This is a genomic window from Ensifer sp. B1-9 (genome assembly GCF_050474445.1).
Taxonomy (GTDB): domain Bacteria; phylum Pseudomonadota; class Alphaproteobacteria; order Rhizobiales; family Rhizobiaceae; genus Ensifer.
Genome location: NZ_JBCHVG010000018.1, coordinates 53,010 through 72,492, shown reverse-complemented (window position 1 = coordinate 72,492; position 19,483 = coordinate 53,010). Strand labels below are relative to the sequence as shown.

General features: G+C 62.5%; 16 protein-coding genes. 13 read left to right on the top strand and 3 right to left on the bottom strand.

Features of this window, described 5'->3' with window-relative positions; all coding sequences use genetic code 11:
* The first annotated feature begins 5 nt into the window (after positions 1-5).
* The 4 genes from mltA (at position 6) to gyrB (ending at position 4,613) form a co-directional block, all read left to right on the top strand.
* Positions 6-1,109 (top strand): murein transglycosylase A, encoded by a 1,104-nt coding sequence (gene mltA / locus ACQ5BM_RS29155; protein ID WP_429818807.1) that lies wholly within the window; start codon positions 6-8, stop codon positions 1,107-1,109.
* The gene (locus tag ACQ5BM_RS29150) at positions 1,102-1,668 is read left to right on the top strand and encodes a Smr/MutS family protein (RefSeq protein WP_429818805.1); all 567 of its coding nucleotides are present in this window, start codon (positions 1,102-1,104) and stop codon (positions 1,666-1,668) included. Before mltA ends, ACQ5BM_RS29150 begins: the two co-directional genes overlap by 8 nt.
* On the top strand, positions 1,665-2,042 hold the full coding sequence (locus ACQ5BM_RS29145) for a helix-turn-helix domain-containing protein (protein ID WP_429818803.1): 378 nt from the start codon (positions 1,665-1,667) through the stop codon (positions 2,040-2,042). The genes ACQ5BM_RS29150 and ACQ5BM_RS29145 overlap by 4 nt, the downstream gene beginning before the upstream one ends.
* Positions 2,043-2,177: 135 nt before the next feature.
* Complete coding sequence (gene gyrB / locus ACQ5BM_RS29140; protein ID WP_429818801.1) at positions 2,178-4,613, top strand: DNA topoisomerase (ATP-hydrolyzing) subunit B; 2,436 nt, start codon at positions 2,178-2,180, stop codon at positions 4,611-4,613.
* A gap of 59 nt (positions 4,614-4,672) precedes the next feature.
* Here the strand turns inward: gyrB and ACQ5BM_RS29135 are convergent, their stop codons facing one another.
* Positions 4,673-5,269 carry a nitroreductase family protein gene (locus ACQ5BM_RS29135; protein WP_429818799.1) on the bottom strand — a complete coding sequence of 199 codons (597 nt, stop codon included), beginning with the start codon at positions 5,267-5,269 and terminating at the stop codon, positions 4,673-4,675.
* A 259-nt stretch (positions 5,270-5,528) separates the two neighbouring features.
* Between ACQ5BM_RS29135 and gabD the strand changes: the two genes are divergently transcribed.
* The gene (gene gabD / locus ACQ5BM_RS29130) at positions 5,529-6,983 is read left to right on the top strand and encodes an NADP-dependent succinate-semialdehyde dehydrogenase (protein ID WP_429818797.1); all 1,455 of its coding nucleotides are present in this window, start codon (positions 5,529-5,531) and stop codon (positions 6,981-6,983) included.
* Between the two features lie 247 nt (positions 6,984-7,230).
* Positions 7,231-8,037, top strand: a complete 807-nt coding sequence (hpaI, locus tag ACQ5BM_RS29125; RefSeq protein ID WP_429818794.1) for a 4-hydroxy-2-oxoheptanedioate aldolase — start codon at positions 7,231-7,233, stop codon at positions 8,035-8,037.
* On the opposite strand, the gene ACQ5BM_RS29120 is transcribed toward hpaI, so the two are convergent.
* Both ACQ5BM_RS29120 and ACQ5BM_RS29115 read right to left on the bottom strand, forming a co-directional pair.
* Entirely contained in the window at positions 8,031-9,119 is a 1,089-nt protein-coding gene (locus ACQ5BM_RS29120; RefSeq protein WP_429818792.1) for a mannitol dehydrogenase family protein, read from the bottom strand. The genes hpaI and ACQ5BM_RS29120 overlap by 7 nt on opposite strands.
* Before the next feature lie 19 nt (positions 9,120-9,138).
* A complete protein-coding gene (locus tag ACQ5BM_RS29115) occupies positions 9,139-10,017 on the bottom strand; it encodes an FCD domain-containing protein (protein WP_429818790.1) in 879 nt (292 codons plus the stop codon).
* A gap of 224 nt (positions 10,018-10,241) precedes the next feature.
* Here ACQ5BM_RS29115 and ACQ5BM_RS29110 point away from each other — a divergent pair, with 224 nt between their 5' ends.
* The 7 genes from ACQ5BM_RS29110 to phaZ all read left to right on the top strand — a co-directional run bounded on the left by ACQ5BM_RS29110 (position 10,242) and on the right by phaZ (position 19,396).
* Positions 10,242-11,747, top strand: coding sequence for a UxaA family hydrolase (locus ACQ5BM_RS29110; RefSeq protein ID WP_429818788.1), 1,506 nt, complete (start codon positions 10,242-10,244; stop codon positions 11,745-11,747).
* 39 nt (positions 11,748-11,786) lie between these two features.
* The gene (locus ACQ5BM_RS29105) at positions 11,787-12,806 is read left to right on the top strand and encodes an aldo/keto reductase (RefSeq protein ID WP_429818786.1); all 1,020 of its coding nucleotides are present in this window, start codon (positions 11,787-11,789) and stop codon (positions 12,804-12,806) included.
* Positions 12,807-12,971: 165 nt separating this feature from the next.
* Entirely contained in the window at positions 12,972-13,961 is a 990-nt protein-coding gene (locus ACQ5BM_RS29100; protein WP_247959324.1) for an ABC transporter substrate-binding protein, read from the top strand.
* Between the two features lie 94 nt (positions 13,962-14,055).
* On the top strand, positions 14,056-15,609 hold the full coding sequence (locus ACQ5BM_RS29095) for a sugar ABC transporter ATP-binding protein (protein WP_429818783.1): 1,554 nt from the start codon (positions 14,056-14,058) through the stop codon (positions 15,607-15,609).
* Between the two features lie 136 nt (positions 15,610-15,745).
* Positions 15,746-16,723, top strand: coding sequence for an ABC transporter permease (locus tag ACQ5BM_RS29090; protein WP_429818781.1), 978 nt, complete (start codon positions 15,746-15,748; stop codon positions 16,721-16,723).
* A 32-nt stretch (positions 16,724-16,755) separates the two neighbouring features.
* Positions 16,756-17,778 (top strand): zinc-binding alcohol dehydrogenase family protein, encoded by a 1,023-nt coding sequence (locus ACQ5BM_RS29085; RefSeq protein ID WP_429818779.1) that lies wholly within the window; start codon positions 16,756-16,758, stop codon positions 17,776-17,778.
* A 343-nt stretch (positions 17,779-18,121) separates the two neighbouring features.
* Positions 18,122-19,396 (top strand): polyhydroxyalkanoate depolymerase, encoded by a 1,275-nt coding sequence (phaZ, locus tag ACQ5BM_RS29080; RefSeq protein ID WP_429818777.1) that lies wholly within the window; start codon positions 18,122-18,124, stop codon positions 19,394-19,396.
* Positions 19,397-19,483: the final 87 nt, after the last annotated feature.

The following is a 19,483-nucleotide window of genomic DNA, read 5'->3' as shown; positions in this document are numbered from 1 at the left end:
CTGCCATGTCCTTTCGACTTGAACCCGTCAGTTTCGACGATCTTCCCGGCTGGCGGGACGACGACCCGACCAAGGTGATCGAGGCGATGCGCCGCTGTCAGAAGTACGTCTCGACGGTCAAGCCCTATCGCACCGGTTCGCTCGGGATCTCGGTCGATGATCTGATGCCGGCTCTCTCAGCCTCGTCGGCGGACATCGATACGGCTGAAGGCGCGCGGGCATTTTTCGAGAAGCACTTCGTGCCGTTTCTGATCGGCCCGGACGCCGGTTCCGGATTCGTGACCGCGTTCTACGAACCGGAAATCGAAGTCCGTGCTGAAGCGAACGAAACCTATCGTTATCCGCTTTATCGCCGGCCGGACGACCTGGTCGATATCGATGACAGCAACCGACCCGATGGCATGGATCCCTATTTCGCCTTTGGCCTTTCTGACGGTGACCGGATCAGCGAGTATCCGGACAGGCGGGCCATCGAACAGGGCTATTTGATTGGCCGCGGCCTGGAAATTGCCTATGCAAAATCCAAGGTCGATGTATTTTTCGTGCATGTGCAGGGTGCTGCGCGGCTCGTTTTCCCGGACGGTTCGCGCCGTCGCGTGACCTATGCTGCCAAGACCGGACACTATTTCTCGCCGGTCGGCAAATTGCTAATCGAGCGCGGCAAGATCGATGCCGCGACCGTCTCGATGATGAGCATCCGTGCCTGGCTGGAGGCGCACCCGGACGACGTCGATGAAGTGCTCTGGCACAACCGGTCGTTCATCTTCTTCCGTGAGGCCGCGGTCGAGGACGAGCACCTGGGTCCGATCGCCGCCGCCAAGGTCTCACTCGAGCCGGGGCGTTCCTTGGCAGTGGATCGCCTGATCCACACTTTCGGCGTGCCCTTCTATATCGCGAGCGAGAGCCTGACGCGCCTCGACGACGGAAAGCCCTTCCAGCGCCTGATGCTGGCGCTCGACACGGGTTCGGCGATCGTTGGGCCGGCGCGCGGTGACATCTTCACCGGTTCCGGCTTCGAGGCTGGCGAACGGGCGGGCGCAGTCCGCAATGCGGCGGATTTTTATGTCTTTGTTCCCAGGGCTGCCGCGGCACGATACGGCCATGCCTAAGGAAAAGAAGCTTTCGTCCGAAGATCGCATTCTCTGGGGCAAGGTTGCCCGCTCGACGAGACCGATGCCGGGCCGGCTCGACGACCTGATGGAGATGTTGGCCGAGGACGAACAGCCAAAACCGCAGGAAGAACCGAAAGCCAAGCAGCAACAGAAACCGACCGGTACCGTCGAGCCGCCGGGCATCACGCTGACGAAAAGGCCGGGCGAGAAAGTGCATCATCCGCTTGAGCAGCCGGTCAAGCGCAAGCTTGCCAAGGGGCGCCTGACACTCGAGGCGCGGATCGACCTGCACGGCATGATCCAGAGCGAAGCGCATGGCTTGCTGCTGCAGTTTCTTCTGAGGGCGCATGAGCGGGGGCTGCGCCATGTGCTCGTCATTACCGGTAAGGGCACCTCGTTCGGTAGCGACGGCGCTTTGAAACGGGCTGTGCCGCTTTGGTTCTCCCTGCCTGAGTTCCGGCCGCTGATCTCCTCCTATGAGCAGGCTGCCCGCAATCATGGCGGAGAAGGCGCTCTCTACGTTCGATTGGCCCGTACCCGCGGGAGCGCGATATGACGCCCTTCGGCGAGGCGCTGCGCGAACTCAGGCGCAGGAAGGGCGTGTCGCAGAAACAGATGGCGGCGGCGCTCAACGTTTCTGCCGCCTATCTTTCAGCCCTTGAACACGGAAAGCGCGGTGCGCCGAGTTTCGATTTTCTCCAGCGGGTGGCAGGCTACTTCAACGTCATATGGGATGAGGCGGAGGAACTGTTCCGTATCGCCAACGTCTCCGCCCCGAAAGTCGTGCTGGACACGTCGGGCCTGACGCCCGAGCACACGGCATTTGCCAACCGGCTCAGCGAGCAAATCCGCGCTTTGTCGCCAGAGACGATCCGCGCCCTGGAAGATGTTTTGGAAAAAGCCACATTTCCTGATAATGACAGGGGATGAATGCCTGTTTCCGGCCGCTGCCTGGCGGTCCGGGATTTGGAACCGTGGACAAATTTTCTATAGTCCACGAGGCGTCCGAGACGTGATTCGCAACGAATCACCATGTCCGAAGAACCTGGAAAGACCCGTAGCTGAATGACCGATATTCCTGAGACCGAAACCGGCGCCAGCGCCGAATATGGTGCCGATTCCATCAAGGTGCTGAAGGGCCTGGATGCCGTGCGCAAGCGGCCTGGCATGTATATCGGCGACACGGACGACGGCTCCGGTCTGCATCACATGGTCTACGAAGTCGTCGACAACGCGATCGACGAGGCGCTCGCCGGTCATGCCGACATCGTTACGGTGTCGCTCAATCCGGACGGATCGGTGACGGTGACCGACAACGGCCGCGGTATCCCGACCGCCATCCACAAGGAGGAAGGCGTCTCGGCGGCCGAGGTCATCATGACCCAGTTGCACGCCGGCGGTAAGTTCGACCAGAACTCCTACAAGGTCTCGGGCGGTCTGCACGGCGTCGGCGTGTCGGTGGTCAACGCGCTGTCGGTTTCGCTGAAGTTGAAGATCCGCCGTTCCGGCAAGATCCACGAGATGAGCTTTACTCACGGTGTCGCCGATGCTCCGCTTGCGGTCACCGGGGACGCAGGCGACGCGACCGGCACCGAAGTAACCTTCCTGCCGAGCGCTGAGACCTTCTCCAAGACCGAGTTCGACTACTCGATCCTTGAACACCGTCTGCGCGAACTCGCCTTCCTGAACTCCGGCGTCCGCATCATGTTGACGGACAAGCGCCATTCCGACATTCGCCAGGACGAGATGATGTACGATGGCGGCCTTGAAGCCTTCGTCGCCTATCTCGACCGTGCCAAGAAGCCGCTGGTGCATAAGCCGGTTGCCATTCGTGGCGAGAAGGACGGCATCACCGTCGAAGTCGCCATGTGGTGGAACGACAGCTACCACGAAAACGTGCTCTGCTTCACCAACAACATCCCGCAGCGCGACGGCGGCACCCACATGGCCGGTTTCCGCGCGGCGCTGACGCGGCAGGTTACCTCCTACGCGGATTCCTCGGGCATCACGAAAAAGGAAAAGGTCACGCTCCAGGGCGAGGACTGCCGCGAGGGCCTGACGGCCGTTCTTTCGGTCAAGGTTCCGGACCCGAAGTTCTCGTCGCAGACGAAGGACAAGCTGGTATCGTCGGAAGTGCGTCCGGTGGTCGAAAGCCTCGTCAACGAAGCGCTCAGCACCTGGTTCGAGGAACATCCGAGCGAAGCCAAGATCCTCGTCGGCAAGGTGGTCGAAGCGGCTGCTGCCCGCGAGGCCGCCCGCAAGGCCCGCGAACTGACGCGCCGCAAGGGTGCGCTCGACATCTCGTCGCTGCCCGGAAAGCTTGCCGACTGCTCCGAGCGCGATCCGGCCAAGTCCGAGCTCTTCCTGGTGGAAGGGGACTCGGCAGGCGGCTCCGCCAAACAGGGCCGTTCGCGCGAAAACCAGGCGATCTTGCCGCTTCGCGGCAAGATCCTCAACGTCGAACGCGCCCGCTTCGACAAGATGCTGTCGAGCCAGGAAATCGGCACGCTGATCACCGCGCTCGGCACCTCGATCGGCAAGGACGAGTTCAACGCCGACAAGCTGCGCTACCACAAGATCATCATCATGACGGACGCCGACGTCGACGGCGCCCATATCCGCACCCTGCTGCTCACCTTCTTCTTCCGTCAGATGCCGGAGCTGATCGAGCGCGGCCATCTCTATATCGCCCAGCCGCCGCTCTATAAGGTGACGCGCGGCAAGTCGGCCCAGTACCTCAAGAACGAGCAGGCGCTGGAAGACTACCTGATCACGATGGGCCTGGAAGAAGCGACGCTAGAGCTGGAATCGGGCGAAGTTCGCGCCGGCCAGGATCTGCGCGAAGTCATTAACGACGCGCTCCGCCTGCGCAATCTGATGAACGGGCTGCACTCGCGCTACAACCGCTCCATCGTCGAGCAGGCAGCGATTGCCGGAGCACTGAATGTCGAGCTCAACGGCCAGCGCGACGCCTACGAGGCGGTCGCCGCGGAGGTTGCCCGTCGCCTCGACGTGATCGCCGAGGAAACCGAACGCGGCTGGACCGGTGCGGTCACGGCCGAAGGCGGTCTCCGCCTCGAGCGCATGGTTCGCGGTGTCAAGGAAGTCGCCGTGCTCGACATGGCGCTGATCGGCTCGTCCGATGCCCGCTACATCGACCAGCTCACCGCCAAGCTCAAGGAAGTCTATGCCGCCCCGCCGGTCCTGCGTCGCCGCGACGGCACGCAGGAGATCAGCGGACCGCGTGCGCTTCTCGACGCCATTTTCGCGGCTGGCCGCAAGGGCCTGTCGATGCAGCGCTACAAGGGCCTTGGTGAAATGAACGCCGAGCAGCTCTGGGAAACGACGCTCGACCCGAACGTCCGCTCGTTGCTGCAGGTCCGGGTCGCCGATGCGACCGATGCTGACGGCTTGTTCTCGCGCCTGATGGGCGACGAGGTCGAGCCGCGCCGCGATTTCATCCAGGAAAACGCGCTGAGCGTCGCCAACCTCGACATCTGATCTTTCCGAAAATCATTGCCGATTGGGATCCCGGTGCCGCGCGGCACCGGGATTTTTCGTTATTCGCCCTTGAACTGGCCTTCGAAGGCGAACTCGCTGACCGGCTTGCGTTGGCTTGGGATTTCCCGCGCGCGCAGATCGTCAGGCAGCGTCGAGGGATCGGCCAGCCGGCCGATCGCAACGGCGGCCTCGACCCGGTAATGTTCGGGAACGTTCAGAACGCGCATGGCCTTGTCGCGGTCGATGCCCGCCATGCCATGGGCGTGCCAGCCGGAAAGCGAAACCTGCAAGGCAAGGCTGTACCAGGCGGCGCCCGTGTCGAAGGCATGGGTGTAGGCCGAGCGCATTTCTCCATTCTGTGCCTGGTTATGGGTTCTCGAAATGACGATCAGGAGCGCTGCCGCATTCTTCGCCCAGCGCTGGTTGCCCTCGTCGAGAATGTCGAGCAGCACCGGGAAATGTTCCGTTCCGCGGCGGGCGTAGACGAAACGCCAGGGCTGTCGGTTGCTTGCCGAAGGTGCCCAGCGGGCCGCTTCGAAGAAGGAAAGCAACTCGCGTTCCGCGATCTCCTCGTGGGTGAAGGCGCGGGGCGACCAGCGCTCAAGGAACATGGCATCGATGGGATAGTCGGCTTTTCTATTGTCGGTCGCCGTCATGGACATGCCTCTTCTATGTGTTCTCTAAATCCTCAGCAGCTTTTCAGCGCCTGATCTGTCCCCGGCGCCTATGGCTCGATTCGTTTCGGACGCTACATGAGGACGGGTGCGGATGAAACCGGGTTGGGCGGCGCACGCAAACGTGCATGCGATCTGTAGGCTGCGCGCGTCAGGAAAGTGCAGAAACGGTCGCGTGGGTCATTGCCGTTTCCAGTAAAAAAGTTGTATAAGTTCTGTAGATTTTGAGAGAGGACGGATCATGTCGTTTAAAGACCCATCATTGTTTCGCCAGGCAGCCCTCGTCGGCGGCGAGTGGATCGAGGCAGACGCGGCGAACGCGATCGAGGTGAACAACCCCGCGACCGGCGAGATCATCGGCCGAGTGCCGAAGCTTGGCGCCAAGGAAACCAAGGCAGCGATCGAGGCGGCGCGTCTGGCCCAGAAGGGCTGGGCGGCGCGCACGGCCAAGGAGCGCGCCGGCATCCTGCGCAAATGGTTCGAGCTGATGATCGAGAACAAGGAGGATCTCGGCCGCATCCTGACGCTGGAACAGGGCAAGCCGCTGGCGGAAGCCACCGGCGAAATCGTCTATGGCGCAAGCTTCGTCGAGTGGTTCGCCGAAGAAGCGCGCCGCATCTATGGTGACCTGATCCCCGGCCATCAGCCCGACAAGCGCATCCTGGTGATGAAGCAGCCGATCGGCGTCGTCGCGGCCATCACGCCGTGGAACTTCCCCAATGCGATGATCACCCGCAAGGCCGGCCCGGCCTTCGCCGCCGGCTGTGCCATGGTGCTGAAGCCAGCAGCGCAGACACCATTCTCGGCGATAGCGATCGCGATCCTTGCCGAACGCGCCGGGCTGCCGAAGGGCCTCTTCAGCGTCATCACCGGCTCCGCCCGCGAGATCGGCGCCGAGATGACCTCCAACCCTGTCGTGCGCAAGCTCACCTTCACCGGTTCGACCGAAGTCGGCGCCGAGCTCTATCGCCAGAGTGCCGGCACGATCAAGAAGCTCGGTCTCGAACTCGGCGGCAATGCGCCGTTCATCGTTTTCGACGATGCCGATCTCGATGCCGCAGTTGAAGGCGCGCTGATCGCCAAGTTCCGCAACAACGGCCAGACCTGCGTCTGCGCCAACCGCATCTATGTGCAGGACAAGGTCTACGACGCCTTCTCCGACAAGCTCGCCAAGGCGGTCGCCAAGCTGAAGATCGGCAACGGCCTCGATGAGGGCGTGATCTTGGGCCCGCTGATCGACAAGGCGGCGCTGGAGAAGGTGGAGGAGCACATCGCTGACGCCACCTCCAAGGGCGCACGCGTGATCCAGGGCGGCAAGCGCCACACACTCGGCGGCACTTTCTATGAGGCGACGGTCCTGGCCGATGTCACCCAGGCGATGGCAGTTGCGCGCGAGGAAACCTTCGGGCCGGTCGCGCCGCTCTTCCGCTTCAAGGACGAGTCCGATGTGGTCGAGCAGGCAAACGATACCGAATTTGGTCTCGCATCCTACTTCTATGCCAAGGATCTGGCCCGCGTGTTTCGTGTCGCCGAAGCACTGGAATACGGCATGGTCGGCGTCAACACCGGGCTGATCTCGACGGCGGAAGCGCCGTTCGGCGGCGTGAAACTCTCCGGTCTCGGCCGTGAGGGTTCCAGGTACGGCATCGAGGAGTTCACCGAGATCAAATACGTCTGCCTTGGCGGCGTTGCCTGAAACAGGCGAAAACCCGACTTGCAGAAAACCGGCCAGTGTTTTGGCCGGTTTTCTTTTGCCAGCAAGGCGTTAGTCTTCGCAGTCGAATCTATCGATGGCGTGAGGTCGGCCCTCACACCCCAGCCCTCTCGGCGCGAGCGGAGAAAAGGGATTTCAAGGCGGCGCGGTCTTGTCTCCGTTTACGGGGAGCGGAACCGGCAAGCGGGTGAGGGGGCGAAGTTCCACGCTGCGTTTAAGGAGAACAGACATGCCGGCACCGAAGAACCCCTTTAAGGCAGCTCTGCGCGAAAACCGCTTCCAGCTTGGACTATGGGTGGCGCTTGCCAGCCCCTATGCGGCGGAAGTGGTGGCCGGCAGCGGCTATGACTGGCTGCTGATCGACGGCGAGCATGCGCCGAACGATATCCCGCTGCTGTCGGCACAGTTTCGCGCGGTCTCGACATCAGCCAGCCATCCGATGGTCCGTCTGCCGGTCGGCGATACCGTGTTGATCAAGCAGATCCTCGACACCGGGGTGCAGACCCTGCTGATCCCGATGGTCGAAAGCCTGGCGCAGGCGCAGCAACTGGTGCGCGCCACGCGCTATCCGCCCCATGGCGTTCGTGGCGTCGGTGCCGCCCTCGGCCGCGCGTCTCAGTTCGGCCGTATCGGCGACTATCTCCAAACCGCCGGCGACGAGATCTGCCTGATCCTGCAGATCGAAAGCCGTGCAGGGCTTGCCGCGATCGACGAGATTGCCGCACTCGACGGCGTCGATGGCCTCTTCATCGGTCCGTCCGACCTGGCGGCGGACATGGGTTATCTCGGCAAACCGGGCCATCCGGAGGTGCGCGCGGCGATTGCCGACGCGTTTGAGCGCATCAAGAAGGCCGGCAAGGCGAGGGGCATCATGACGCTCGACCTCGAGCAGGCGCGCGACTACCGCGAGCTCGGCGCCGATTTCATGGCGATCGGCACGGACGTCACGTCGCTCGTTCGCGCGACGACGGCGCTGCGCCAGGAGTTTCAAGGCGAGGTCGCTTCGGCACCAAGGAAGCAGGAATCCGGCTACTGATCCGAGATCGCGGCGAGTTCGGGCATCGAAACGCCCGGGCTCCAGCGCTGGAGGTCGACGATCCGGCGCTCGATCTTTTCGCGGTGATGGTTGGCGATATCGCCAAGGCGGTGGTTGAGGAACGGGTTTCCGAAGCGCTCCAGCGTCGCTGCAGCATAGGTGATCGCCTCGTTCTCCATACCCTTGGCGGCGAAGGCGGGAATGACTTCGGATCGATAGATGTGGTCCAGCCGGGCTGCCACGCGTGCGTCGGCGAGGATCTCCCGGACGGTCTCGTTCGGGTCACGGCCTTCCTTGAGCCAAAGATCCGCAAGCACCGTGTGACCGAGGTTGAGGATGTGAAGCTTCAGCTTCTCATAGGGCGTCAGGTCGTCCACGAGTTTCACGGACGGATGGGCACAGGGCGAGCGTAGACCGGGCTGATTTTCGATTGCCCACAGCGCATAGGGCTCGGCAATCGCGCCGGCGGGCTCCAGCGGTTCGGAGACGATGCGGTCGACCAGGGTGTTTGCCCAGACGACGTTCTTGTCCAGCCACATGGTGAAAGCGTTGCCTTTGACCCGCTCGGCCGCAAGCCGCAGCATCAGCGCTTTCAGCACATCGCCGTTGCGCGACACGAGCTCGCAAGGAAGGATCGTCAGGGGAAGCGCACCCGAATCGAAGCGCGCCTTCAAGAGCAGAAGCAGCTTGCCGGGAAAAGAACGCGGAATCTCCGTCACCAGGTCGTCGTCGCCGACCTGGTAGCCCGTATCGCCGGTATTGGAGATCAGGATCTCGGCCTCGTCGGCAACGATCTCCCGGATCTCGTTCCAATTTTCGGCGGTCGAGAGCGCCCGCGTTACACTGGTGACCTGTTCTGTTCGGTCGATCCGCTCGCCGCCCTGGATGCCGCGGATGACGACCGGAAAGCCTTCGGGGCGGGCAAGTGCCGCAAGCCGCCCGGCGCGTTCCCGGGATCCGGTTGTCTGGACGATGGTGATCGGCCCGGGCGCCTGACCGGATTTCAGCGCCTCGCTGACGAAGAGATCGGCATGGGCTTGAAGGAAACGGCTGGTCCCGAATTGCACGATCGGTGTCGTCATGTGTGGCTCCGGTAGCTGGCTATGGAATGGATTGAAGCAAGGTCTCGCGCGCGGATTGGAGATGGCGCCGGCAGGCCTGTTCGGCCTTTGCCGGGTCATGCGAGCGCAACGCCTCGATATAGGCAAGGTGTTCTTCCAGCGCGCGCGCGTTGCGCTGGCGGGCATTCGTCTTGTTCCACTGGTAGTGATAGTGGAAGACGATCGCGATGATGTCATAGAAATCGACGATGAAGCGATTGCTGGACGCCTTGTGCACCAGCAAGTGGAACTGCTCGTCCAGTTCGGAGAATTCCCGATAGCGGTTGTCGATATCGGCCAGGATTTCCCGGTGCAGGGCCTCGATTTTCTTGAGCTCCTCCCACGCGGGGTGATCGTGCGGCAAGGAGACGAAGCGCGCGGCCGAACGCAATTCGAACATCTCGCGCACTTCCGTCAGCTCCAGCGCAAACTCCCGCGTGAAGCCCTTGAGGATCCAGTGGCTATTCGGCCGCTTCTCGATCAGGCCGAAGCGGCTGAAGCGGATCAGGAACTCGCGTACGCTGGTCGTCCCGGTGCCGATCTCGCGTGCCAGTTCGAGCTCGTTGATCTGCATGCCGGGCTCGGCGCCGCCAGCGAGAATCCGGCGCATGAAACTGCGCTCGATGATCTCGGCAAGCGAATCTGTTTCTTCCGTCGGAAAATAGTCGTCGGGGCGAGGCTGCCGCAGCACGTTCTTCTTGCGCTTGTCCCAGGCGATCAGCTGCAGTTCTTCGAAGCGGCCGAGGATTGCGCGCACCGTCGTGCGGCTGACGCCGAGCACCTGCCCAAGCTCCGGCTCGGAGGGCAGCGAGGATGTTTCCGCCAGAAGCTTCAAGCAGCGGTTATAGGCATCCTTGAAGACGGTGTTCTGTTTTGCCATGGCAAGATCCGGCCGGTTCGAAATTCTCTGCGTTTATCAGGAACGCTCCTCTATCGCGGCGATCCGGTTTTGTCTCCGTCTGTCATCAACATCTGTTCCTCCCGTTCACCCGGTCATTGGCCCGACGGCGTCAGCGACGTTTTTGCTATAATACCCATTGACGACGATCTGTCTATTGTAGATAAAAGACAGAAGAACAGGCCTTAACAATAACGGAGAAATCGGTGTCTGCGCCGTCCACCATCCTGCTCGCACCGGAGGACAACGTCGTCGTGGCGACTTTGGCGATTGCCGCCGGCGACGCACTGCCAAATGGTGCGCGCGCGGCAGCAAAGGTCGATGCCGGCCACAAGATCGCGATCCGCGCCATCCGCGCCGGCGAACCGGTCATCAAATACGCCCAGGCGATCGGACGGGCGACTGCCGATATTGCGCCGGGCGACCATGTGCACTCCCACAACCTCGCCTTTGACCGGGATCGCCTGGCGATCGGCCCGCAGGGAACGCCGGAAGCAGCAAGTGATGCCGACAAGGCGCGCACATTCATGGGCTATCGCCGTGGCGACGGGCGGGCGGCGACGCGAAACTATATCGGTGTCGTCGCCAGCGTGAACTGTTCCACCACTGTCTGTCGGGCCATCGCCGAGGAGGCGAACAGGCGCATCCTCCCGAAATACGACGGCATCGATGGGTTCGTGCCGATCGTGCATGACCAGGGTTGCGGCATGTCGTCGACCGGCGACGGCATGGCCAATCTGCACCGAACGCTCGCCGGCTACGCCCGCCACGCCAATTTCGGCGGCGTGCTGATGGTGGGCCTCGGCTGCGAGGTCAACCAGTTGACGCTTTATGGCCAGAGCGGCGCCGGCGGCGAAAAGCGTCACTTCAACATTCAGGAAGCCGGCGGGTCGCGGCGTTCGGTGGAAAAGGCCCTCGGTATTCTCGAGGAAATTGCTGCCGAAGTCGGCAAAGCGCGTCGCGTTGCCATTCCGGTGAGCGAGATCGTCGTCGGCCTGCAATGCGGCGGATCCGATGGGCTATCAGGTATTACCGCCAACCCGGCGCTTGGCGCCGCGGTCGATATCCTTGCGGCGGCTGGCGGTACGGCAATCCTCTCCGAGACCTCGGAGATCTACGGCGCCGAACATCTGCTGCGCAGCCGGGCTGTCAACGAAACCGTGGCGATGAAGCTCGATGGACTGATCGCCTGGTGGGAGAGCTATGTGGCGATGCACGGCGCCTCGCTCGACAACAATCCATCGCCGGGCAACAAGCGTGGCGGCTTGACGACCATTCTCGAAAAATCGCTCGGTGCCGTGGCCAAAGGAGGCCGGTCACCGCTGAATGCGGTCTATCGCTACGCCGAACGGGTGACCGAGCACGGGCTCGTCTTCATGGATACGCCCGGCTACGATCCGGTATCGGCGACCGGCCAGGTTGCTGGCGGCGCCAATGTCATCGCCTTTACCACCGGCCGCGGCAGTTGTTTCGGCTGTCGGCCGGCGCCATCGATCAAGCTCACCAGCAACACGGCGCTGTTCAAGGCGATGGAAGAGGACATGGACATCGATTGCGGCGTGATCGCTTCGGGCGAGGCGAGCATCGCAGGGCTTGGCCGCGAGATCTTCGACCTGATCGTCGAGACCGCCTCGGGGCGCAAGACCAAGAGCGAGCTCTTCGGCTATGGCGACAACGAGTTCGTACCCTGGCATCTGGGGGCGACGCTCTAAATACGGAACGACTGGCATCCTTGGAGGAGGAGACGGGGAATGCAGACGAGACGGATCGGTCGAACCGAACTGGCGGTGACCGAATATAGCTTCGGCGCTGCCGGGCTTGGCGGGCTCTACCGGGAGTGCACCCGTGAGGCGGCAATCGCGACGCTGGAGACCGCCTGGTCCGCCGGCCTGCGCTATTTCGACGTTGCGCCTTATTATGGCCTGGGCCTTGCCGAGCGCCGGGTCGGCGACTTCTTGCGCGACAAGCCGCGCGATGATTTCGTCCTCTCCACCAAGGTTGGCCGGCTCCTTCATCCGGTGCCGGAAGGCAAGGTGCCCGACTATTCCTATGTGAAGCCGCTCAATTTCGACGTCAGCTACGACTACAGCTACGACGGCATCATGCGCTCCGTCGAGTTCAGCTATGCCCGGCTGGGGCTCAATCGCATCGACATTCTCTATGTGCACGATATCGGCGTCTATACCCATGGCGCCGCCCGAAACGCCGTCTATATGAGGCAGTTGCTGGAGGGCGGCCTGAAGGCGCTGGAGGAGCTGAAATCCTCAGGAACCATCGCCGCCTTTGGTCTCGGCGTGAACGAGGTACCGGTTTGCCTTGAGGTCATGCGCCGCGCCGATATCGACTGCATCCTTCTGGCCGGCCGCTATACCTTGCTCGATCGCTCGGCCGTCGCCGAACTCTTGCCGCTCTGTGAAAAGAAGCAGACCTCGCTTGTCGTCGGCGGGGTCTTCAATTCGGGCATCCTGGCCACAGGTCCGGTCGAAGGCGCGCATTTCGATTACATGCCGGCAACGGAAGATATCCGGCAAAAGGTCGGCGCCATGGAGGCGGTTGCTCGCGGCATGAATGTGCCGCTCGCGGCACCAGCCATGCAGTTTCCCCTCGGTCACCCCATGGTTGCCTCCGTGCTGCTCGGGACCGCCAAGCCGGAGAGCCTGACCCGCAACATGGCACTCACCGAACACCGGTTTTCCGCGGCGGATTTCGCGGCTTTTGAACCGTTCACGCTGGTCGCGCCGGAGCTCGGAGACGAGCCGGTTCGGGTCTAGCGGAACGCGGCCGCCTTGCGGCTTGAAATGCTGTTCCGGCAGCTTGCCAAGCCGGAATTGTCGTACTAGCATTCAGATATGTTTTTTATCGATAAAAGGTCGATAGCCGGCACCTGCGATCGACCTCCAAGAAGTGGAACACGGTGCACTGAGAGGAAACCTGGGATGAGCATTCTGAAAAGCAGTCTTACCCGTCGCGCCTTCACCGCCCTGGCCGGTGCTGCGATGATCGCCGGCATGTCGCCGGTCGCGTCCTTCGCGCAGGACGTGACGATCCCGATCATCGTCAAGGACACCACGTCCTTCTACTGGCAGATCGTGCTGGCCGGCGCGCGCGCCGCCGGCAAGGACCTGGGCGTCAATGTACCTGAACTCGGGGCCCAATCCGAGTCCGACATCAACGGCCAGATCAGCATTCTCGAGAACGCGGTTGCCGGCGCTCCGGCTGCTGTCGTCATCTCGCCAACGGAATTCAAGGCGCTCGGCAAGCCGATCGATGAGGCGGCGAAGGCTGTTCCGATCATCGGCATCGACTCCGGCGCGGACTCGAAGGCCTTCTCCTCGTTCCTCACCACCGACAACGTCCAGGGCGGCCGCATCGCTGCCGACGGTCTTGCTGCGGCGGTCAAGGAAATGACCGGCAAGGAAGAGGGCGAAATCGCCATCATCACCAGCCTTCCGGGCGTCGGCTCGCTCGACCAGCGCCGCGAGGGCTTCCTCGATCAGGTCAAGACGAAGTATCCGGGCTTCAAGGTCGTGGCCGACAAATATGCCGACGGCCAGGCGACCACCGGCCTCAACATCATGACCGACCTGATCACCGCCAATCCCAATCTTGTTGGCGTCTTCGCCTCCAACCTGATCATGGCGCAGGGCGTCGGCCAGGCGATCGCCGAAAACAAGCTCGGCGACAAGATCAAGGTGATCGGCTTCGACAGCGACGACAAGACGGTCGGCTTCCTCAAGGAAGGCGTTCTGGCCGGTCTCGTCGTTCAGGATCCCTACCGCATGGGCTATGATGGCGTGAAGACGGCGCTGGCCGTTTCCAAGGGTGAAAAGGTCGAAAAGAATGTCGATACCGGTGCCAATCTGGTGACCAAGGCCAATATGGCCGAACCGAAGATCGACGCTCTTTTGAACCCGAAGGTCAAGTGACGACGGCCGCGGCGGGCCGCTTGCCCGCCGCACCCGCTTGCGACCGGAACGAGGACCGGTCGCAAGCGATCTCTGCGATGGGAGGAATGCGCGGATGACCGAGTTGCAAGAGGCGCGCGACATCAGGACTGAAGGCCTGCACGTGGCAACGCGCCATCCGGTTCCGAAGGGCGAACCGATCCTGGAACTGCGCGCCCTGCAGAAGAAATACGGTGCCGTGGAAGCCTTGAAACCGGCGTCGCTGACCTTTCTGTCCGGTGAGATTCACGCAATCGTCGGCGAGAACGGTGCCGGCAAGTCGACGCTGATCAAGCTTCTGACCGGCGTCATCAACCGCACATCCGGTGAGATCTTCTGGTGCGGCAAACCGGTCCAGCTCGACACGCCGCACGAGGCGATCGAACGCGGCATCAACGCCGTGCACCAGGAGGTCGTGCTCTGCGCCCACCTGACGGTGGCGGCCAACATGTTTCTCGGCGACGAGATCAACCGCAACGGACTGATGCGCAAGCGCGCCATGACCGATGCGGCCCAGCGCGTACTCGACGATCTCGGCTTCAACCTGCCCGCCGCTGCCGTGCTTGGCAGTCTGACGATCGGCCAGCAGCAGCTCGTCGCCACCGCGCGCGCCGCGATGCGCGGCACGCAGTTCCTGATCTTCGACGAGCCGACGGCCTATCTGACCCGGCAGGAATCGGCCCAGCTCTTCCGGCTGATCCGCAGGCTCCAGGCCGAAGGCGTGACCATCGTCTATATCAGCCACCGCATGGAAGAAGTCTTCGAGCTTGCCGATCGCGTCTCGGTGCTGCGTGACGGCACCCATGTCGGTACCCGCAAGATCGGCGAAACGAACGAGGCGGAACTGATCGCGTTGATGATCAACCGCACGATCGAGCAGATCTATCACAAGGAGCATTTTCCGCTCGGCGAAGTCATCGTCGAAACGCGAGACTTGAGCGGTCCCGGATTCCAGGATGTATCGCTGACCGTTCGCGCCGGCGAGATCGTCGGCCTCTACGGGTTGATCGGAGCGGGGCGCAGCGAGTTTGCGCTCGGCCTCTATGGACGCCATCGCCCGAGCGCCGGCGAGGTCTATTGGAAGGGGCGCAAGGTGGATATCGCCAGTGAGCGTGTCGCCATGGATCTCGGTATCGCGCTGGCGCCGGAAAGCCGTCGCGACCAGGGCCTGTGCCTCAATCTGCCGATCGGCCTCAACATCAACCTGCCGGTTTTTAGCCGGCTGACGCGTGGGCTGACGATCAACGGCCAGCAGGAGCGGGAGAATGCCGACCGGCAGATCCGCGACCTGAAGATCAAGACGCCTTCGCGCCGGGTCTTGGCGTCCGCCATGTCCGGCGGCAACCAGCAGAAGATTGTCATTGGCAAATGGCTGAGCCACGGTGCCAAGCTCTTCATTTTCGACGAGCCGACCGTCGGCGTCGACGTTGGCACCAAGGCGGAAATCTACCGCCTGTTCGCGCGGCTTCTGGAGAACGGGGCGGGCATCATCCTGATCTCGTCCTATCTGCCTGAAGTCTACGAGCTCGCGGATCGGCTGCACGTGTTCCGGCGCGGCCGGCTGGTTGCCAGCCATGATTACCGCGCCGCAAGCCATGAGGAAGTGCTGACGCAGGCGATCGGTGTTTGAACGCTTAGAGCGGGATGAGGTGAGCGGTTTTCCGCCCGCATCCCGCTCCAGCTGATGAAGACGATCATGATGTCTTGGTCGGATAGACCAAGATCATCATGATCTAAGAAACTTGAGGGATGCAGGGAGGAAGATCATGAGTGCGGAAACGGTGGAGAGCAGCGCCAGCGCGGCGCCACGCAAGGGCGTGAGCATTCTGTTCGGCCTCACCCTCTTGGGGCTGCTTCTGTTCCTGTGGCTGCTGCTGGGCTTCGCCACCAACAGTTTCTGGACGCCCAACAACATCAGCAACCTGCTGCGCCAGGGCGCGATGACGGCGATCCTTGCGGTCGGCCAAACCTTCGTCATCATCACCGCCGGCATCGATCTTTCGGTGGGCGCGGTGGTCGGCTTCACCAGCGTCATCGTCGCCTGGCTGCTTGCGGCCGGCATGCCGCTTTGGGCCGCCATCCTGCTCACGCTTGCCTTCGGAGTGCTGATCGGCGCCTTCCACGCCTTCGGCATCGTACGCATGGGCCTGCCGCCCTTCATCATCACGCTTGCGACCCTCACCTCGCTCCGTGGCATCGGCCTGCTGATCACCAACGGCTCGACGATCTCGATCACCAATGAAGCCTTCACCAACTTCTCGCGGGCGGATTTCCTCGGCGTGCCCAGCCTGTTCTGGATGGTGATCGTGGTGGCGATCCCGGCCTATGTCTTCCTGCATTTGAGCCGCTTCGGGCGCTACCTCTTCGCCGTCGGGTCGAACAGCGAGGCCGCACGCCTCTCCGGCGTCAATGTCCACCGCACCATCTATCTCGCCTATATCCTCTCCTCGACTTGCGCTGCCTTCGTCGGCCTGCTGCTCGCCTCGCGCATCGGCATCGGCAACGCCACGCAAGCCGAAGGCTGGGAACTGCAGGCGATCGCCTCGTCGGTCATCGGCGGTACCAGCTTGTTCGGCGCGGTCGGTTCGGTGCACGGGCCGCTGCTCGGCGCCTTCATCCTCGCGACGATCAACAACGGCGCCAATCTCCTGAACGTCAACTCGTTCTGGCAGCGCATCATCACCGGCGTTCTGATCATCGTCATCGTCTATTTCGACCAACTCCGGCGCCGCAGCGCCCGCTAGGCGCAGGCTCCGAACATTCCGTGGGAAATGCCATGAAAGCCGTGCTCTGCCTCGAACCCGGCCGCCTGGAGGTCGTCGACCGTCCGCCGGCGGACAACGTGCCTGACGGTTGGGTGCGTCTTGCCGTCAGCCATGTCGGCATCTGCGGCACCGATTATCATATCTTCGCCGGCAAGCATCCGTTCCTTGAATATCCCAGGGTCATGGGCCACGAGATATCGGCAACGGTCATCTCCGGTGGTCGCGGCACGTCGATTGCGCCCGGCACGCCGGTCGTGGTGAACCCCTATCTTTCCTGCGGCAACTGCGTTGCCTGTCGAAAGGGCAAACCGAACTGCTGCACGGCCATCAGGGTACTCGGCGTCCATACCGATGGTGCCTTCTGCGAAGAGATTGTCGTGCCGGAGGGTAATCTTTATCCGGCGCAGGACCTGTCCCCCGAAGCGGCGGCCACCGTCGAGTTTCTGGCGATCGGCGCCCATGCGGTGCGGCGCGCGGCGATGGCGACAGGCGCGCGATCATTGGTCATCGGGGCAGGGCCGATTGGTCTCGGCACCGCGATCTTCTCGCGCATTGCCGGCCATCAGGTGACGCTGATCGACACCAGCGCCGAACGGCTGGACTTTGCCGCGCGGAAGCTCGGCCTTGCCAATGGCATTGTCGCGGATGCGGACGTGGCGGCGCGCGTTGCCGAGGCTACGGGTGGCGACGGTTTCGACGTCGTCTTCGATGCCACGGGTCATGGTGGCTCGATGCAGGCGGCCTTTTCCTACGTCGCCCATGGCGGCACGCTGGTCTTCGTCAGCGTCGTCAAGGACGAGATCCGCTTTTCCGACCCGGAGTTCCACAAGCGTGAGATGACGCTGATCGGAAGCCGCAATGCGACCCGCCAGGACTTTGACCATGTGGTCGCGTCGATCGCTTCCGGCCTTGTACCAGTCGAGGCCCTGATCACTCACCGCACAACACTTGACAGAGCCGTCGTCGATCTCCCGCGCTGGGCGGAAGAAAAGACGGGTCTGGTCAAGGCAATCGTCAAGGTGGCTGTCGCGTGAGAGATCGCTGATTGCTGCGTCGCCACAGAGTCGCCATAGAGAGTGGAGCTGCCATTCGCTCTTCGGAGCCGCCGTTTTTTCCTGAAATTGCCCGGCATCCGGTTCTCAGCGCACGAAAATAGCGGAAAACCGGCAGTTTCAGACAAGCTTGTTTGCAAATCGTCAGGAATCCGGATTCATTCTGGCCTCAGGCCTTGTATCGCGGTGACACGGGTATACATGTTGCACTGCACAAGAAAAATGGTAGTCTGGCAGCGATTGCGGACACCAAGACAAACAATCGCAAGCTTGCGTCCGACCGGGAGCGGCGTTGTCGTTGATTGAACCAAGGGGTACGCTTCCCATGTTCTACCAGCTCTATGAATTGAACCATGCAATGATGGCGCCGTGGCGTACGGCCGCCGATGCCATGCGACTTGCCTTCAGCAACCCGATGAATCCCATCTCGCACACCTATTTCGGTCGTGCGGCTGCCGCCGGGCTCGAAGTGTTCGAGCGCTCCACCCGCCGCTATGGCAAGCCCGAGTTCGGACTTCCCGCGACCGAGGTCGACGGCACGTCCGTCTCCGTTTACGAGCGCATCGTCTGGCGCGCTCCCTTCTGCAACCTCATCCATTTCGAGCGCGCCTTGCCCAAGGGGCGTGCCGCCGATCCGAAGGTTCTGGTGGTGGCGCCGATGTCCGGCCACTACGCGACGCTGCTGCGCGGCACCGTGGAAGCTTTGCTGCCGCATTCCGACATTTACATCACCGACTGGATCGACGCCCGCATGGTGCCGCTCAGCGAAGGCACTTTCGATCTTGATGACTACATCGATTACGTCATTCAGATGCTGCACTTCCTGGGCCCGAACACCCATGTGATCGGCGTCTGTCAGCCGGCAGTGCCGGTACTCGCCGCCGTCGCCCTGATGGAAGCGGCCGACGATCCGCTGTCGCCGGCGACGATGACGCTGATGGGCGGACCGATCGACACGCGCATCAATCCGACCGGCGTCAACCAACTCGCCGAACAGCGGCCGATCGAATGGTTCCGCGACAATGTCATCATGCCGGTGCCGTGGCCGCAGCCAGGCTTCATGCGCATGGTCTATCCGGGCTTCCTGCAGCTCTCCGGCTTCATGTCGATGAACCTCGACCGTCACCTGATCGCCCACAAGGAGTTCTTCGCGCATCTGGTGAAGAACGACGGCGATGCCGCCGAGAAACATCGCGACTTCTACGACGAGTATCTCGCGGTCATGGACCTGACCGCTGAATTCTACCTGCAGACCGTGCAGGTGGTCTTCATGCAGCATGCGCTCCCGAAGGGTGAGATGATGCATCGCGGCAAGCGCGTCGATACGACGGCGATCAGGAAGGTCGCGCTGCTGACTGTCGAGGGCGAGAACGACGATATTTCCGGCGTCGGCCAGACGAAGGCGGCGCAGACGATCTGCACCAATATCCCTGATCATATGCGCATGCATTACATGCAGCCGGATGTCGGCCACTACGGCGTCTTCAACGGTTCGCGCTTCCGCCGCGAAATCGCCCCGCGCATCGTCGCCTTCCACCGCGAGCATTCGCGGCACGTGAAGCCGGTGAAGCAGCTTATCAAGGGCGGCAAGTCGGCCTGACCTCGCCGTCGGGCCGTTTTGACCGCGTAGAGTCAAGGGTTTGTCCGATTCCGGGGGAGGGCGTCTTGCACAGTCAGGGGCGCCTTC

Coding starts and splice junctions, on each gene's coding strand:
- mltA (WP_429818807.1), top strand. CDS start 6: ATGTCCTTTCGACTTGAACCCGTCAGTTTCGACGATCTTCCCGGCTGG.
- ACQ5BM_RS29150 (WP_429818805.1), top strand. CDS start 1,102: ATGCCTAAGGAAAAGAAGCTTTCGTCCGAAGATCGCATTCTCTGGGGC.
- ACQ5BM_RS29145 (WP_429818803.1), top strand. CDS start 1,665: ATGACGCCCTTCGGCGAGGCGCTGCGCGAACTCAGGCGCAGGAAGGGC.
- gyrB (WP_429818801.1), top strand. CDS start 2,178: ATGACCGATATTCCTGAGACCGAAACCGGCGCCAGCGCCGAATATGGT.
- ACQ5BM_RS29135 (WP_429818799.1), bottom strand. CDS start 5,269: ATGACGGCGACCGACAATAGAAAAGCCGACTATCCCATCGATGCCATG.
- gabD (WP_429818797.1), top strand. CDS start 5,529: ATGTCGTTTAAAGACCCATCATTGTTTCGCCAGGCAGCCCTCGTCGGC.
- hpaI (WP_429818794.1), top strand. CDS start 7,231: ATGCCGGCACCGAAGAACCCCTTTAAGGCAGCTCTGCGCGAAAACCGC.
- ACQ5BM_RS29120 (WP_429818792.1), bottom strand. CDS start 9,119: ATGACGACACCGATCGTGCAATTCGGGACCAGCCGTTTCCTTCAAGCC.
- ACQ5BM_RS29115 (WP_429818790.1), bottom strand. CDS start 10,017: ATGGCAAAACAGAACACCGTCTTCAAGGATGCCTATAACCGCTGCTTG.
- ACQ5BM_RS29105 (WP_429818786.1), top strand. CDS start 11,787: ATGCAGACGAGACGGATCGGTCGAACCGAACTGGCGGTGACCGAATAT.
- ACQ5BM_RS29100 (WP_247959324.1), top strand. CDS start 12,972: ATGAGCATTCTGAAAAGCAGTCTTACCCGTCGCGCCTTCACCGCCCTG.
- ACQ5BM_RS29095 (WP_429818783.1), top strand. CDS start 14,056: ATGACCGAGTTGCAAGAGGCGCGCGACATCAGGACTGAAGGCCTGCAC.
- ACQ5BM_RS29090 (WP_429818781.1), top strand. CDS start 15,746: ATGAGTGCGGAAACGGTGGAGAGCAGCGCCAGCGCGGCGCCACGCAAG.
- ACQ5BM_RS29085 (WP_429818779.1), top strand. CDS start 16,756: ATGAAAGCCGTGCTCTGCCTCGAACCCGGCCGCCTGGAGGTCGTCGAC.
- phaZ (WP_429818777.1), top strand. CDS start 18,122: ATGTTCTACCAGCTCTATGAATTGAACCATGCAATGATGGCGCCGTGG.